Here is a 13,866-nt window from a genome sequence, read left to right as displayed (position 1 = left end):
GGGGAGGCGTGGATGTTCAATGCCACAGCGACGGCGATTCGTTGGGTCGAGCAGGGGCTGGTGCCGGACGGGGTGACGCGCGGTGGTATTCGCGCGCTGCTGCGTCAGCGCCTGGCGAGCCTGCCGCAGGACGACTGCGAAGCGGCCCTGGCGCAACAGCAGGCGCTGATCGCGCGGATGGATGACTCGGCCGTCGCCGAGGTGCCGCAACGCGCCAACGAGCAGCATTACGAGCTGCCGGCGGCCTTCTTTGCCACCGTGCTCGGACCACGGCGCAAGTACAGCTGCTGCTACTGGCCGGAGGGCGTCGACCGGCTCGAGCGGGCCGAGGAGGCGTCGCTCGCCACGACCCTGGAGCGCGCCGGCATCCGTGACGGTCAGCGCGTGCTCGAGCTCGGCTGTGGTTGGGGTGCCTTCAGCCTCTATCTGGCCGAGCACCTGCCGGGCTGTCGCATTACCGCCGTCTCCAACTCACACGCGCAGCGCCGCTTCATCGAGGCCGAGCGCGATCGGCTCGGGCTCGACGGGCTCGAGGTGATCACCGCCGACATGAACGACTTCCAACCCGACGGGCGCTATGACCGCGTGGTCTCGCTGGAAATGTTCGAGCACATGCGCAACCATCGTCGCCTGCTCGGACGCATCCACGACTGGTTGCACCCGGGCGGGCGGATGCTGATGCACATCTTCTGTCACCGCCACCACCCTTACTTCTTCGAGGACGACGGTCCGAGCGACTGGATGAGCCATTACTTCTTCGCCGGCGGGCTGATGCCGAGCGACGACCTGCCGCTGTCCTTTCAGGACCGGCTGCGCCTGATCGATCGCTGGCGCTGGAACGGGCTGCACTATGCCCACACCCTGGAGGCCTGGCTGGCGCGCATGGATGGCGCGCGCGAGCAGGTCTGGCCGCTGCTCGAGCAGACCTACGGGGTGGCGGACGCGCCGCTGTGGTGGCGGCGTTGGCGGCTGTTCTTCATGGCCTGTGCCGAGCTGTTCGCCTTCCGCGATGGTCAGGAGTGGTACGTCGGGCACTATCTGTTCGAGCGCCCGGCGTGAGCCCCTGAATCGTCACGCTCGGGCGAGGGCGGGAGAGCGCTGCTTCAGAGCTTGAGCCCGGCGGCGAGTCCGGCGAGGAAGGCGGCGGTGCCGGAGAGGTTGGCCGCGACCAGATCGAAGAGCGCCTGGGCATGTGCGCTGGTCCAGGCGCTCCAGGTGTCATAGTGCCCCTCGAGCCCGGCCCAGTTGATCTCCACCACGCCGATCGATTGCAGCCCGACCAGGGCGATCAGGATCACCCCGCCCACCACCAGTGCCACCTTGAAGGCGAACTTGAGCGCGAAACCGAGCGCCAGCCCGACCATGAAGGAGAAGCCCAGGGTGAGAAAGAAGCCCTGGTCGAACAGCTCGCCGGCCTCGGCGCTGAGCGTCGCGGGGGACTGCGCTCGGGCGCCTCCGGCCCCCCAGAGCAGTGGCAGCAAGGGCAGCGCGCGCAGGTGACCAGTGCGGGACGAACGGATCGGGTCGGACATGCGGGGTCTCGGTCAATACGGTCAGCGGAAACCGGGGCATTATCCGGGGAACGCTGGTCAGTCGCCAGTCGGATGAGCGCAGGAGAGCGTCGAACCGCAAAGCCGCAAAGATCGCGAAGGAAAGAACGGTCGTGTGCCGGGTTGGCGGCGACATCGACGTCGACGCCTACCGACGAACCTCGCCGCTCACCTCCGGTGGGTACGCTGTGCTTTGCTCTCACTCGGAGCTGAAGACTTTCCTCCCCCTTGGCGTCCTTTGTGACTTTGCGGTTCGACCTTTGCGGTTCAACCTTTTGGCGGCTGGCCTCCGCCGCCCTCGGTCTCCGCCTGGAAGAGTTCCAGTCGTGCGGCCTGGCTGACGGCGACGACGGCGGGGTGGCGCAGGCGGCGCTCGGCGGAGATCGCGTAGTAGCGCTCGCGCACCGCCTCGGTCGCGCCGATCGTCTCGACTCCGTGCTGGCGCCGGGTCTCCTCGGCGATCACGCTGGGCGAGACGAAGACCCCGACCCCGGCCTGGCCGAAGGCCTGCATCAGCGCTCGGTCCTCGAACTCGCCGACGATCCGCGGGCGGATGTCGAGCTGGTCGAGCCACTGCATCAGCGCGCCGCGCAGCGCGGTGTTGAGCGCCGGGACCAGCATCGGCGCCTGGTGCAGTGACTGCGGGAAGCCCGCGCGATAGCGCGCGGCGAGCGCCGGGGCGGCGAAGAAGGTGATGCCGCACTCGCCAAGCGGATGGTTGAAGGCGCGGACATTGAGCGCTCCGGCCAGCGGGGTGTCGGCGAGCACCATGTCGAGCTTGTGCACCGCGATATCGGCGAGCAGGGCCTCGAGCTTGCCCTCGCGACAGTGGATACGCACCGGCTCGGCCAGGTGCAGCGCCGGCTCCAGCAGCCGGTAGGCGACCATCTTCGGCACCACGTCGACCACCCCGACGGTGAACTGCAGCGGTCGGCCGCTGGTCCGCCCCTGCAGCGCCTCCTCCATCTCCGCGCCGAGACGGAAGATCTCGTCGGCGAAGTTGAACGCCAGCCGCCCGGTCTCGGTCAGCGTCAGCCCGCGTCCGCGCCGGTCGAACAGTCGGGTGCCGAGCTGCTCCTCGAGCACCCGCAGCTGGCCGCTGATGGTCTGCGGGGTGAGGTGCAGCGCCTCGGCGGCGCGGACCACGCCACCCTCCTTGGCGACCATCCAGAAGTAATAGAGGTGCTTGTAATTGCTGCCGCGCATCGCCTTCAGTTCGGTTTTTTCGAACTCTGATCTAGAAAAGATTCGAATTATATTGATCGAAACCTTGTCTTACACTCTGTTGTCACTGGCAGTGGAAGACACCGTCGTGCGACGGTGCGTGACCACCGAATGAACATCACGAGGTAATCCGCAAGATGAATGCACAGGACCAATCCGCGATCGAGGGTCTGTTTCAGCGCCTGCAGCAGGCCGAGACCCAGTCCGGCCAGCGTGACCCCGAGGCGGAGAAGCTGATTCAGGACATGATCGCCCGTCAGCCGGCGGCTCCCTATCTGATGGCCCAGGCGGTGCTGGTGCAGGAGCATGCCCTGCAGAACCTGCAGGGGCGCGTCGAGGAGCTCGAGAAGCAGCTCGCCGAGCGTCCGCAGCAGAGCGGCGGTGGTTTCCTCGGCGGCCTGTTCGGCGGCGGCGCGCAGCAACAGCAGCAGGCGCCTGCCCGTCAGCCGCGTCAGTCGAGCGGTGGTGGCTGGGGCGCCGGGCGTGGCGCGCAGCCGCAGGGCCAGGGCGCGGCCCCCTTCCAGCAGGGCCAGGCCGGTGGCGGCGGCTTCCTCGCCGGCGCGGCGCAGACCGCGATGGGCGTGGCCGGTGGCGTGCTGCTCGGTAACGCCATCGCCGGCATGTTCGCCGACGACGCCGAGGCCGCCGATATCCCCGCCGAGCCGGAGGTGCCGATGGAGCCGGAGATGATGCAGGACCCGATGGAGGCGATGCCCGAGGACGAGGGCGCCTTCTTCGACGACTTCGGCGGCGAAGAGGAGTTCTGATCCCGCCTCAGCCGGACGGGTTGCCGGGCCTTCAGGCCCGTGCCGTCCGGCGCAGCAGGCGGCGGCCATCGGTCGCCGCCACCACCGCGATGAATCCCGCCAAGATGGCTGCGCCCACCGCCACCGACGACCAGCCCCGCGTCTCGGTCAGCCATTCGCCGAGCAGATAGAGCCCGATGCCGAAGGCGAGATAGCCGAGTACCCGCCCGACCTCGTAGGGCACCGGGTAGTAACGCCGTCCGAGCAGATAGGACAGCGCCACCATGCTCGCGTAACACACCAGGTGCGCCCAGGCCGCGCCGACATAGCCGTGAATCGGCACCCACCACCACAGCAGCACCACCGTGATCGCGGCGCCGATCAGCGATACCCCGGCGCCGAGCAGGGTGCGATCGGTGAGCTTGTACCAGATCGAGAGATTGACATAGACCCCGAGCAGCATACCGGCGATCAGCAGCACCGGGACCACACCGAGTCCGGCGCGGTATTCTGGACCGACGAAATAGCCGAACAGCTCCAGGAACAGCGATACCATCAGGAAGATGAAGACGCAGCAGATCACGAACCAGTTGAGCACCAGGGCGTAGACTGCGCGGGCGTCGCGCTCGCGGGCGTAGGCGAAGAAGAAGGGTTCGCCGGCATAGCGAAAGGCCTGGATGAACAGCGCCATCAGGATCGAGAGCTTGTAGCAGGCGCTGTAGATGCCGAGCTGGGCGAGGTTGGTGGCGTCGTCATAGGGCAGCAAGTACTTGAGCGCGGCACGGTCGAGCATCTCGTTGACGATCCCCGCCAGCCCGATCACCACCATCGGCGCCGAGTAGCGGATCAGGCGGCGGAACAGGTCCCCCTGGAATCCACCGAGCCCGTCGCGCAGCTGTGGTACGAGTAACCCGAGCTTGAGCAGGCTGGCGATGAGGTTGGCGATGAAGACGTAGCCGATGCCGATCGCCGGGTCCCACAGCGCCCCCAGGAACGAGTTGGGGTCCTGCTCGAAGGCGGGGCGACAGAGACCGATGAAGAACACCGTCAGCCCGATATTGGCGCCGATCTCGAGCAGCTTGATCGCGGCGAAGCGCGCCGCACGCTCCTCGGCGCGCAGTCGCGCGAAGGCCGCGGCGCCGAGCGCGTCGGTGGCGAGGATGGCCGCGCACCACCAGATGTACTCGGGGTGTTCGGGATGGCGCAGCAGCGCCGCCAGTGGCTCACTCACCAACAGCGCGCCGAGCAGAAACAGCAGGTTGCCGACGAGCAGGGTCTGTACCACGGTGCCATAGACCCGTTCGGGTGCCCAGGTGTCGCCGTTGCGGAAGCGGAAGTAGCCGGTCTCCAGCCCGAAGGTGAGCACCACCGCGAGAAAGCCCATGTAGGCGTAGAATTCAGCGACCACGCCGTAGGACTGGGGCGCGAAGCTGTAGGTCAGCAATGGCACCAGCAGATAGTTGAGAAAGCGCCCGAGGACGCTGCTGACGCCGTAGATGGCGGTCTGCGAGGCGAGTCGTTTCAGTGGGTTCAAGATCGATGCTCTCGGCTTGTGCGGGCAGGGCGCATATTCTAAACCCTGTCGTCGGTCCGTGATGTCAGGGGCTGCTGTCTGGATCCCTGTTGGTTTTCGTGAATCCTGAACGGTGCGATCGAGGCCGGATCATGGTGCAATAACCATGATTTCAAGCGGTGGATACCTGGATGTACGATTTCTCTCTCGCCCTTGCGCTCTACAACCTGCTGCCCGTGGCCGTCACCGGTCTGGCCCTGTGGTGGCTGACCGGCTATGTCCGCGATCGCGACGACACGCAGCTGGCCATGGTCCGGCTCGGTGCCGTGCTGGTCTTTGCCGCGGGGGTGGTCAAGGCGAGCTGGAAACTGCTGGTGGTGACCCTGGGGATGGACATCCCTTGGCTGGCTGCGGCGCTCTTTCCCTTGTTGGGGCCGGGGTTCGCGTTGCTGGCGGTGGCGCTGTGGTCGACGGTGCGACCGCCATTGCGACATCCCTGGCGGCTGGTCCTGGGGGTGCTGGCGCTGGTTGCCGCCGTCGCCGCGGCGCGGGTCGAGCTGCTGGGGATCGCACGTGGCTGGTTCCTGCCGCTGCTGACGCTGGCCTCGATCGCTAAGCTGGCGTTGAGCGCTCTGCTGCTGACGGCGGCGTTGCGGCTGCGACGCTGGGGGGTGGGGCTGCTGCTCGCGGTCGATCTGGCGGTGGTGCTGATCCTGCCCTCGCTGGCCATCACCGAACCCAAGCCGGTGTCGCTGCACTGGACCGAGCAGTCCCTGACCCTGTTCGGCGCGGCCTGTTTTGCGCTCGGGGTGCGTGGTCTGTGGCGCGCGACCCGCCGCGCCACCATCCGTGCCCGTCAGGCCCGACTGCGCCAGCGGGCACGTCATTGAGGATGGGGGACCTCTGGGTGAGACCGACGCGGCGCGATGAGGTCGAGGTGCTGCCCGGGATCGAGCGCTCTGCCGGTGCGTTGTTCAGGACCGTCCCCGAGCTGGCCTGGATCGCCGATGATCGGGTCTTGCCGGTCGCAGCGCACCTGGAGGCGGTCCGGGCAGGGACCTCCTGGGTGGTCGGAGATGGCGCCGACCCCGCTCCCTGGGGCTTTCTCTGTGCCGAGCCGGTGGGGCGAACCCTGCATCTCAGCCAGCTGGCGGTCCGGCTGGCGCAGCAGCGTCGCGGCGGTGGTCGGGGGTTGGTGCGGACGGCGATCGCCTGGGCGCGTTCGCGTCACTACCACGCGCTCACCCTGACCACCTTCCGCGATCTCGGTTGGAACGCCCCCTTCTACGCCACCCTGGGGTTCCGGGTCCTGGAGGAGGACCAGCTCGGGTCGCGGCTGTGCGCGGTGCTGCGTCAAGAGGCCGAGCACGGTCTGGCGCCGGAGCGTCGTTGCGCGATGCGGCTGTCGTTGACCGAGACCTCGGGGGGCGATCCCGACTGAAGCGTGCGACGGGGGTGAAGGTCCGCCGGATGGGCCGTCTTGCAAAGGAGGATGGCTCGGCTAAGGTGACGGTAGGGGCTGCTGTCACCGCCCCGTCATCCTGGCACAGGAGGGCACATCATGCAGATCGAACACTGGCATGCCCGGCGCGACGGCGCGCTCACCGAGGCGAGCATGCGACGCAAGCTCGAGGCTCGCGGTTTCCAGACCCGACTCGACATCTATCCCCCCGGAACCTTCCTCCCCGACCATGACCACGGCATCGATCATATCGATGGCGTCATCTGCGGTCGGATGCGGGTCGGGATCGGCGAGCGCAGCCTGGTGCTCGGCCCCGGCGACCTGGTGGTCATCCCCAGGCACACCTTCTACCAGGCCGAGGTGATGGGCGATGAGCCGGTGGTCAGCCTGGCCGCCGAGCGCATGCGGGCGGCCTAGCCGACCCCGGGCTCAACCGATCCACAGGGTCTTGAGATTGAGGAACTCGGCGATGCCGGGCGCGCCGAGTTCACGACCATAGCCCGAGTCCTTGATCCCGCCGAAGGGCAGGCGCGGATCGCTCTTCACCAGTCCGTTGACGAAGACCGCGCCGCAGGCCATGGCACGCGCAAAGCGCTCGGCGCGCGCGATGTCGGTGCTCCACACGCTGCCGCCGAGCCCGAAGCGGGTATCGTTGGCCACACGCAGCGCCTCGGTCTCGTCGGCCACCCGGATCACCGTCGCCACCGGTCCGAACAGCTCGTCCTCGTAAGCGGGCATCCCCGGTCCGACCCGGTCGAGCAGGGTCGGCGCATAGAACCACCCCGCTCCCGGTAACGGTTGTCCGCCGCAGCGCAGCTCGGCGCCGGCGGCGCGACTCTGCTCGACCTGCTGGTGCAGGGTCTCGCGCAGGTCCTTGCGGGCCAGTGGCGCAAGCGTGGTGTCGGGGTCGCGGGGGTCCCCCGGCACCAGCGCCTCGACCTGGGACTGGAGCCGCGCGACGAAGTCATCGGCCACCGCCTCGACGACGATGAAGCGCTTGGCAGCGATACAGCTCTGTCCGGCGTTGATGAAGCGCGAGCGGGCACCGATCTCGGCGGCGCGCTCGAGGTCGGCATCCTCGAGGATCACGCAGGCATCGGCGCCGCCGAGCTCGAGCAGGCTCTTCTTGAGGTTGGCCCCGGCGATCCCCGCCACCCGGCGTCCGGCGCGCTCGCTGCCGGTGAGGCTGACGGCGCGCACCCGTGGGTCGGCGACCACCTGCTCGGCGGTCTCGGCATCGATCAGCAGGGTCTGGAACACGCCCTCGGGGGCATCGACGGCGGCGAACAGGTCGGCGATCGCCAGCGCGCAGCGCGGCACGTTGGATGCGTGCTTGAGCAGCACCACGTTGCCCGCGGCCAGCGCCGGGGCAGCGCAGCGAAAGACCTGCCAGAAGGGGAAGTTCCAGGGCATCACCGCCAGTACCACGCCGAGCGGCTGGTGGGCGAGCAGGCTGCGGCTGGCGTCGGACGCGAGCGGGATGTCGGCGAGCTGGGTCGCGGCGTGCTCGGCGTAGTAGTCGCAGACCAGTGCGCATTTGTCGATCTCGGCCTCGGCCTCGGCGATGAGCTTGCCCATCTCGTCGGTGATCAGTCGGGCGAGCCGGGCGCGCTCGGCGCGCAACCCTTCGGCCAGGGCGCGCAGCAGTGTCACGCGTGTGGCGAGTGGCTGGGTGCCCCACGGGCCGGCAGCGCGGCTCGCGCTGGCGAGCGCCTGCTCGAGCATCGCGGCGGTGGCCGGCTCCAGGGTGGCGTGGAGGGCGCCGGTTGCGGGGTCGATTGATCTCAGTGGCATCGATGGCTCCTGCGGCTGGGGGGGGCTGGTGGCGCATCGCCGAGCGGGGCGGCCCCCGATGTACGCCACTCGCTGGCGTCGTCGAGACGCATCGCCGTGAGTGTCGGTGCGGGGCCAGGATGGATCAAGCCGGCCTCGCGCGCCCGCACGCATCAGTGGGACCGGGGGCGGCCGTGCCTCGCAGCGCCTGATCGATCGTGTCGGCGGGGCTCGCTCGATGCAGGAACGGGGCCTAGAAACCGAACTCGGAGAGCAGGTCGTCGACCAGATCCTGCTTGAGTGCCTCCGGGGTGCTCGACCCGTTGACCTCGCGCAGCAGCTGGGCCTTCTGCTCGACGTTCTCGATCGAGCTGTTTTGCTGGATGTTGAGGATCACCAGCACCTCAACGAGCCAGTCGCGGATCTGGTCGAGGTCTTCGACCAGTTGTTCCATGCGCTGTCGGGCGACGTCCTGGTAGGACTGCGAGGCGACGATGTCGAACAGGTGGTGCTTGATCTGGCTGAGACGCTGCTCGTGCTCGGGGGCCGAGGCGGTATCGCCCCGCAGCTGCCCCTCGAGGCTCTCGATCTCCTGGGAGAGCCGGTCGGCGTTGTCGAGTACCTGGCCGGTGGACTGCGACATCAGTTCGATCACGTTGCGCGCGTGACTGACGGCGTTTGGCGCCTGTTCGCCGGCGTTGGTCAGCGGGGTCTCGGCGCTCTTCATGTTGACCACCAGCGCGTTGATCTTCTGCGCCAGCACCGAGAGCATGCCCTCGGCGTCGATATCGATGTCGAGACGCTCGTATTCGCCGTTGAGGATGGATTCTGTGGCCTTGACCAGTGAGGCGATGTTCTTGTCGATGTTCTGCGGCTCTGCCATGGGTCCCTCGCGACGATACGATCGCAGCTATCTGTTGTATTTGTGATCTTTGTAGAAGGCCGCCTTGGCGGCATACATGCGTGCGTCGGCGGTCTTGAGCAGCGACTCCGGCGGGGTGCGATCGGTCCCGCAGGCACCGAGGCTGAGGCTGACCGGGAAATGCTCGTGCGGGGCAACCTCGATGCTGGCCCCGGAGAACACGTTCCGCTGGAGATGGTCGACCAGGGCCTCGGCCTCGGTCTCGGTGGATCCGGGGAGCAGAATCACGAATTCGTCGCCGCCGGTCCGGGCGACGAGGTCGCAGTCGCGTACCGCCTGGGTGATCCGCTCGGAGACGGCCAGTATCAGCCGATCACCGGCCTCGTGTCCGTAGCGGTCGTTGGCCTGCTTGAGTCGGTTGACGTCGGCCAGTACTAGGGCATGTGGTATGGCCCTGGTTGCATGATCATGCCGCGCCGTCTCCAGCGCGGCATGCAGATAATCCCGATTGTATACGCCGGTGAGTGCATCGGTGCTGGCCTTTTCCTCGAGCTGGCGCATCAGCCGCCGGTTGTGCAGATAGGCGCCGAAGGGTTCGAAGAAGAGGCTGGCGAGCTCATCGCCGCCCTCGATGGTGCCCGGTCGCCACCAGACCTCGCCGACCCGTCTGCCGTCGCCGCCGACGATCTCCAGCCGGGACTGGTCGGGGCTCGGCTCGGCTGGCGGGTCGCCACGGCGGATCGGGTCGCTCGGGCCGTCGTCGAGGCGCAGCGCGACGGCCTCGCTGCCGCAGGCCGACATGAACAGCGCCAGGAGCTCGTCGGCGACATCCACGGGAGTGGCGGCGTGGCGCATCAGTGACTCCAGGCGTAACAGTCCGGAGAGGATGTCGTTGTTGCGGGTGATGGTGGCGCGCTGTGCCCGGATCTCCTCGATCAGCCGGATCTCGCGGGTGGTGTCGCGAAACAGCAGCAGGCCGTTGCCGTCGCCGGTGTCGATCAGCTGCTCGGTGTAGTAGCGACCGCCGAGCCGGTGCTTGGTCTTGCACGTGGAGCCGAGGGGGAAGCCGCCGTGGGCCGGGCAGTCCGGACAGGGTGCGTCATGGCCGAGCAGCCCGTGGCAGCTCTCCGCCGTCTCGCCCGTGGCGAACCACTGACGGGCGGCGGCATTGCGCCGCAGGATGCGGTGGTCCGAGGAGATGGCTACCAGGGCATCGGGGAGATCATCGATGAGCTGGCTGAGTCCGCGCTGCTCGAGCAGCGCCTCGCGGTGCTGGCGCTCGAGGATGATGCGCTTGGCCTGGGCCTCCTTGCGACCGAGATCGGCGCGTCTGAGCGCCTCGATCTCGCGGCTGATGTCGACCAGGGTGAGCACCAGGCCGTCCGGGCCGTGGGTCAGTGACTCCTTCAAGTAGTGCTCGCGACCTTCCGCGTCGCGAATGTTGCGCGCCAGCGCCGAGGTGGGGTGCGCGTGCGTGGACGGACAGTTGGCGCACGCAGCCGTCTCGCCGGCGAGCAGCGCGAAGCAGTGTTCACCGACGGGATCGCGACCGAACAGCGCCGTTGCCGCCGGGTTGGCGGTGTGGATGCGGTGGCTGTCGTCGAGCACCAGCACCGGCACGCCGACCGCTGTCAGCAACGACGCGTCGGGGCTGTCTGTATCGAGATGATCGCGATCCGGTTGGGCGTGTGATGGCATTGCGGATAACAGGGGTCGAGACTGATCGATGTCTGTGTAGACCAGACGAATGCGGGTGCAACTCCATGGAGGAGTGCACCGACACTGCAGGATACCCGCAATACATGATGGATGCCGCGTCAGCCGCGCGATCGGTCGTTTCAGCGTGCTGGGCGGCGATAGATCAGGGCGCCGGCGAGTGCGGTCAGGGGGGCGACCGCGACCAGGGCAAAGCTGCCGACGATGACGTTGAGCACCTCGGCGGCGACGAAGTGGATGTTGAGCACCTGGGAGAGCGCCAGCCCCTGGCTCATGAACACCATCAGCATGGTGGTGTAGCCGCCGGAGTAGGCCAGCAGCAGGGTGGTGGTCATGGTCCCGACCACCGAACGGCCGACCGCCATGCCGGAGACGAAGAGCGCGCGCGCGTCGAGATCGGGGCGCTTGGCGCGCAGCTCGTCGAGCGCGGCGGCGATGTCCATCGCCAGGTCCATCACCGCGCCCGAGCAGGCGAGGATGATCCCGGCGAGGAAGATCGCGGTGAGGTCGAGACCGGCGAACCCGGCATAGAGCAGGTTCTCGGTGAAGGGGCGCACCACGCCGTGGAGAGCGAAGCCGGTGGCGAAGATGCGCGCCAGCGCATAGGCGAGCAGCAGGCCGCCGAGCGCGCCGAGACAGGCGGTGAGGCCGCGGCGGTTGAGTCCGCCGATCAGCAGGCTGACCGCGGCGGTGAGCCCGGCGACCACCGCGAGGGCGACCAGCACGGGGTCGGCCCCGCGCAGCAACAGCGGGATCAGCACCTTCCACAGCGCCAGTGCGGCGAAGACGAAGGAGAGCAGCGCCTTGACCCCGGTCCAGCCGGCGACCAGCACGAGAAAACCGCAGAACAGCCCGAGCAGCAACAGTTGGTGGTCGAGACGGTAGTGACCGCGCGCATAGGCCAGGCCGATCTCGCCGTCGCGTAGACGGTACTCGACCAGCAAGCGCTCGCCGGGGCGGTAGAACTCGTCGAACTCGAGCTTGCCGGTGAGCGCGTTGGTGACGCGCGCGCGCTGTCCGCGCTGCGCGCCGTCGAGCAGTTCGACGGTGAGCGTCTGGGTGCCGGTGCGTACCACGCCGTGCTGGCGCAGATCGGCGTCGTCGCTGGCGATCACCCGCGCCTTGGCGAGCAGACTGCCCTCGGGACGGCTGTGCTCGAAGCCGGTGGGCGCCAGCCACAGCAGCAGACAGAGCAGGGCGAAGAGTGACACGGTGAGGAGGTCTTTTTTCATCGTTGCTGCGCGACCGGTGGCGGGCGCCCCCGCCAGGGGGACGCCCGTCGGGCTCACTGATCGAGCTCGACCCGCATGGCCGCGGCGATACGCCGCGCCACCTCGGTGTTGTCGTAATAGCCGCCGAAGCGCCAGGCCTCGGCGCCGGTGGCCAGCACCGGCACCGGCACCGCGGTGTGCGAATAGGAGGTCCAGGCGATCCCGGCGCGGCGGTTGAGCAGGTGGGTGAGGGTCACCGAGAACGGGTTGTAGCCGCCGTAGAGCAGGGTGTCGGCCTCGGCGGCGTTGTCGCTGTGGTTGTGTGCGGTCTTGTCGTAGGCGGCCTCGAGGAGTCCGAGCTCGTAGTCGCTGAGATCATCCTCGAGGGTCTCGGTGAGTCCGGCGCCGTCGAGTCCGAAGTAGGTCGAGACCAGCCCCCAGAGGGTTGCGTCGATGTTGGGCGGGGCGGTGTCGAACTGGGCGAGATAGGCCTCGAACACCCGGTCGTCGAAGTCGTCGTAGGCGAGCTGCTGAGCGGCGAGCACCTCGAAGTAGGTGTCATAGGCGGTGCCGGCGAAGCCGAGCGTCATGCCGCCGCACTCGTGATCGCCGGTGACCACGATCAGGGTCTCGTCGGGGTGGCGGGCGCCGAAGTCGGCGGCGACCCGGATGGCGTCGTCGAAGGCGATGGTCTCCTCGATCGCGGCGCGGGCGTCGTTGGCGTGCGCGGCCCAGTCGATCTTGCCGCCCTCGATCATCATGAAGAAGCCCTGCGGGCCGTCGAGTACGGCGATGCCCTTGGCGGTGAACTCGGCGAGGCTGATCGAGCCCTCGTAGGGCCCGCCGGGGTAGTCGCCGGCCTTGCGATTGAGCGCATAGGGGATGGCGTTGGAGCCGTCGAGATAGGGGTTGATGGCGATGGTGCGCAGCCCCGGGGCGAGGGCGTCGAAGGTGGCGCGGTCGTCGGCGTACTGGAAGCCGCGGGCGCGCGCCCACTCGCGCACCAGGGTGTAGCGCTGGGCGTTGCTCAGGTCGGCGTACTGCTCGCTCTGCCACTTGTTGACTCGCAGGCCGCCGCCGGCGAAGTAGTCGAAGTCGCTCGCCAGCAGCGCCTGGTCGATCTGCTCGTAGTTGTTGCGGCTCGACTCGTGGGCATAGAACACCGCCGGAGTGGCGTGATCGAGCGAGACGCTGCTGATGATGCCGACCTTCATCCCCTTGCGCTTGGCCAGCTCGGCGAGCGTGGTGTAGGGCTGAGTGGCGCTCGGGTCCATGGCGATGACCCCGATGTTGGTCTTGAGTCCGCAGGCGAGCGCGGTGCCGGCGGCCGCCGAGCCGGTGATCAGGCGGTCGTTGGCATAGCTCGTCTGCATCCCCTGGACCGGGAACTGGCTCATGTGCAGCGCCACCGACTTGGTCCCGCCGGGCTCGGCGTCGTCCTGCTGCAGGGCGCCGAGATAGGCCTCGGTGGCATGGATCTGCGGGCTGGCCATGCCGTCGCCGATGAAATAGAAGACGTATTTGGGCGCGGCGCTCGCGCCGGCAGCGCCCAGTGCGCACAGCCCCAGGAGCAGGGCGCGGGCCAGGGTGCGTGGCTTGCTGTCGATCATTGCTACGGATCCTCGCGATATGGCGGTGGCGGGGTGTCTCCGCTCACCGGCTTCCTTGGGTTCGGTATCGACCTTGTCGGCGTGGGGTTTCCCCTCAAGCGCGCGATTTCACCAGACGGGGATGACGATTCGTGGACAGCGCTGTGACGTCGAGCGTCATCTGTGGTGCGCGCCGGTGGCCGATGGCCCTGCGCGGACT

The 13,866-nt window shown here is 68.1% G+C and carries 13 protein-coding genes; 5 read left to right on the top strand and 8 right to left on the bottom strand.

Annotated elements, in window-relative coordinates; all coding sequences use genetic code 11:
- The first annotated feature begins 12 nt into the window (after positions 1 to 12).
- A complete protein-coding gene (locus tag EBL84_RS05230) occupies positions 13 to 1,059 on the top strand; it encodes a cyclopropane-fatty-acyl-phospholipid synthase family protein (RefSeq protein ID WP_123139851.1) in 1,047 nt (348 codons plus the stop codon).
- 44 nt (positions 1,060 to 1,103) lie between these two features.
- Here the strand turns inward: EBL84_RS05230 and EBL84_RS05225 are convergent, their stop codons facing one another.
- Positions 1,104 to 1,532 (bottom strand): FUN14 domain-containing protein, encoded by a 429-nt coding sequence (locus tag EBL84_RS05225; RefSeq protein ID WP_123139850.1) that lies wholly within the window; start codon positions 1,530 to 1,532, stop codon positions 1,104 to 1,106.
- 285 nt (positions 1,533 to 1,817) lie between these two features.
- Positions 1,818 to 2,756 carry a transcriptional activator NhaR gene (gene nhaR, locus EBL84_RS05220; protein WP_123139849.1) on the bottom strand — a complete coding sequence of 313 codons (939 nt, stop codon included), beginning with the start codon at positions 2,754 to 2,756 and terminating at the stop codon, positions 1,818 to 1,820.
- A gap of 155 nt (positions 2,757 to 2,911) precedes the next feature.
- Here nhaR and EBL84_RS05215 point away from each other — a divergent pair, with 155 nt between their 5' ends.
- Positions 2,912 to 3,541, top strand: a complete 630-nt coding sequence (locus EBL84_RS05215) for a DUF2076 domain-containing protein (protein ID WP_123139848.1) — start codon at positions 2,912 to 2,914, stop codon at positions 3,539 to 3,541.
- 31 nt (positions 3,542 to 3,572) lie between these two features.
- Here the strand turns inward: EBL84_RS05215 and EBL84_RS05210 are convergent, their stop codons facing one another.
- The gene (locus EBL84_RS05210; RefSeq protein ID WP_123139847.1) at positions 3,573 to 5,054 is read right to left on the bottom strand and encodes an oligosaccharide flippase family protein; all 1,482 of its coding nucleotides are present in this window, start codon (positions 5,052 to 5,054) and stop codon (positions 3,573 to 3,575) included.
- A gap of 170 nt (positions 5,055 to 5,224) precedes the next feature.
- Between EBL84_RS05210 and EBL84_RS05205 the strand changes: the two genes are divergently transcribed.
- The 3 genes from EBL84_RS05205 (at position 5,225) to EBL84_RS05195 (ending at position 6,912) form a co-directional block, all read left to right on the top strand.
- Positions 5,225 to 5,923: a hypothetical protein gene (locus tag EBL84_RS05205; protein ID WP_123139846.1), complete on the top strand. Its 699-nt coding sequence runs from the start codon at positions 5,225 to 5,227 to the stop codon at positions 5,921 to 5,923.
- Between the two features lie 17 nt (positions 5,924 to 5,940).
- Positions 5,941 to 6,474, top strand: a complete 534-nt coding sequence (locus EBL84_RS05200) for a GNAT family N-acetyltransferase (RefSeq protein WP_223806957.1) — start codon at positions 5,941 to 5,943, stop codon at positions 6,472 to 6,474.
- A gap of 120 nt (positions 6,475 to 6,594) precedes the next feature.
- Entirely contained in the window at positions 6,595 to 6,912 is a 318-nt protein-coding gene (locus EBL84_RS05195; protein WP_123139844.1) for a cupin domain-containing protein, read from the top strand.
- A gap of 12 nt (positions 6,913 to 6,924) precedes the next feature.
- Here the strand turns inward: EBL84_RS05195 and EBL84_RS05190 are convergent, their stop codons facing one another.
- The 5 genes from EBL84_RS05190 to EBL84_RS05170 all read right to left on the bottom strand — a co-directional run bounded on the left by EBL84_RS05190 (position 6,925) and on the right by EBL84_RS05170 (position 13,667).
- Positions 6,925 to 8,289, bottom strand: coding sequence for an NAD-dependent succinate-semialdehyde dehydrogenase (locus EBL84_RS05190; RefSeq protein WP_123139843.1), 1,365 nt, complete (start codon positions 8,287 to 8,289; stop codon positions 6,925 to 6,927).
- A gap of 232 nt (positions 8,290 to 8,521) precedes the next feature.
- Entirely contained in the window at positions 8,522 to 9,151 is a 630-nt protein-coding gene (locus tag EBL84_RS05185; RefSeq protein WP_123139842.1) for a protein phosphatase CheZ, read from the bottom strand.
- Positions 9,152 to 9,178: 27 nt separating this feature from the next.
- A complete protein-coding gene (locus EBL84_RS05180; protein ID WP_190287891.1) occupies positions 9,179 to 10,768 on the bottom strand; it encodes a sensor domain-containing diguanylate cyclase in 1,590 nt (529 codons plus the stop codon).
- Positions 10,769 to 10,968: 200 nt separating this feature from the next.
- Positions 10,969 to 12,078, bottom strand: coding sequence for a YibE/F family protein (locus EBL84_RS05175; protein ID WP_123139840.1), 1,110 nt, complete (start codon positions 12,076 to 12,078; stop codon positions 10,969 to 10,971).
- Positions 12,079 to 12,131: 53 nt separating this feature from the next.
- Positions 12,132 to 13,667, bottom strand: coding sequence for an alkaline phosphatase (locus EBL84_RS05170; protein ID WP_123139839.1), 1,536 nt, complete (start codon positions 13,665 to 13,667; stop codon positions 12,132 to 12,134).
- Positions 13,668 to 13,866 lie beyond the last annotated feature (199 nt).

The sequence above is a fragment of the Marichromatium sp. AB31 genome, assembly GCF_003718685.1.
GTDB lineage: Bacteria > Pseudomonadota > Gammaproteobacteria > Chromatiales > Chromatiaceae > Marichromatium > Marichromatium gracile.
This window is presented reverse-complemented; position numbering and strand designations above follow the sequence as displayed.

What these genes read in the sequence shown, in the direction of transcription:
- EBL84_RS05230 (WP_123139851.1), top strand. Translation starts at nt 13, where the DNA reads ATGTTCAATGCCACAGCGACGGCGATTCGTTGGGTCGAGCAGGGGCTG.
- EBL84_RS05225 (WP_123139850.1), bottom strand. Translation starts at nt 1,532, where the DNA reads ATGTCCGACCCGATCCGTTCGTCCCGCACTGGTCACCTGCGCGCGCTG.
- nhaR (WP_123139849.1), bottom strand. Translation starts at nt 2,756, where the DNA reads ATGCGCGGCAGCAATTACAAGCACCTCTATTACTTCTGGATGGTCGCC.
- EBL84_RS05215 (WP_123139848.1), top strand. Translation starts at nt 2,912, where the DNA reads ATGAATGCACAGGACCAATCCGCGATCGAGGGTCTGTTTCAGCGCCTG.
- EBL84_RS05205 (WP_123139846.1), top strand. Translation starts at nt 5,225, where the DNA reads ATGTACGATTTCTCTCTCGCCCTTGCGCTCTACAACCTGCTGCCCGTG.
- EBL84_RS05195 (WP_123139844.1), top strand. Translation starts at nt 6,595, where the DNA reads ATGCAGATCGAACACTGGCATGCCCGGCGCGACGGCGCGCTCACCGAG.
- EBL84_RS05190 (WP_123139843.1), bottom strand. Translation starts at nt 8,289, where the DNA reads ATGCCACTGAGATCAATCGACCCCGCAACCGGCGCCCTCCACGCCACC.
- EBL84_RS05185 (WP_123139842.1), bottom strand. Translation starts at nt 9,151, where the DNA reads ATGGCAGAGCCGCAGAACATCGACAAGAACATCGCCTCACTGGTCAAG.
- EBL84_RS05175 (WP_123139840.1), bottom strand. Translation starts at nt 12,078, where the DNA reads ATGAAAAAAGACCTCCTCACCGTGTCACTCTTCGCCCTGCTCTGTCTG.
- EBL84_RS05170 (WP_123139839.1), bottom strand. Translation starts at nt 13,667, where the DNA reads ATGATCGACAGCAAGCCACGCACCCTGGCCCGCGCCCTGCTCCTGGGG.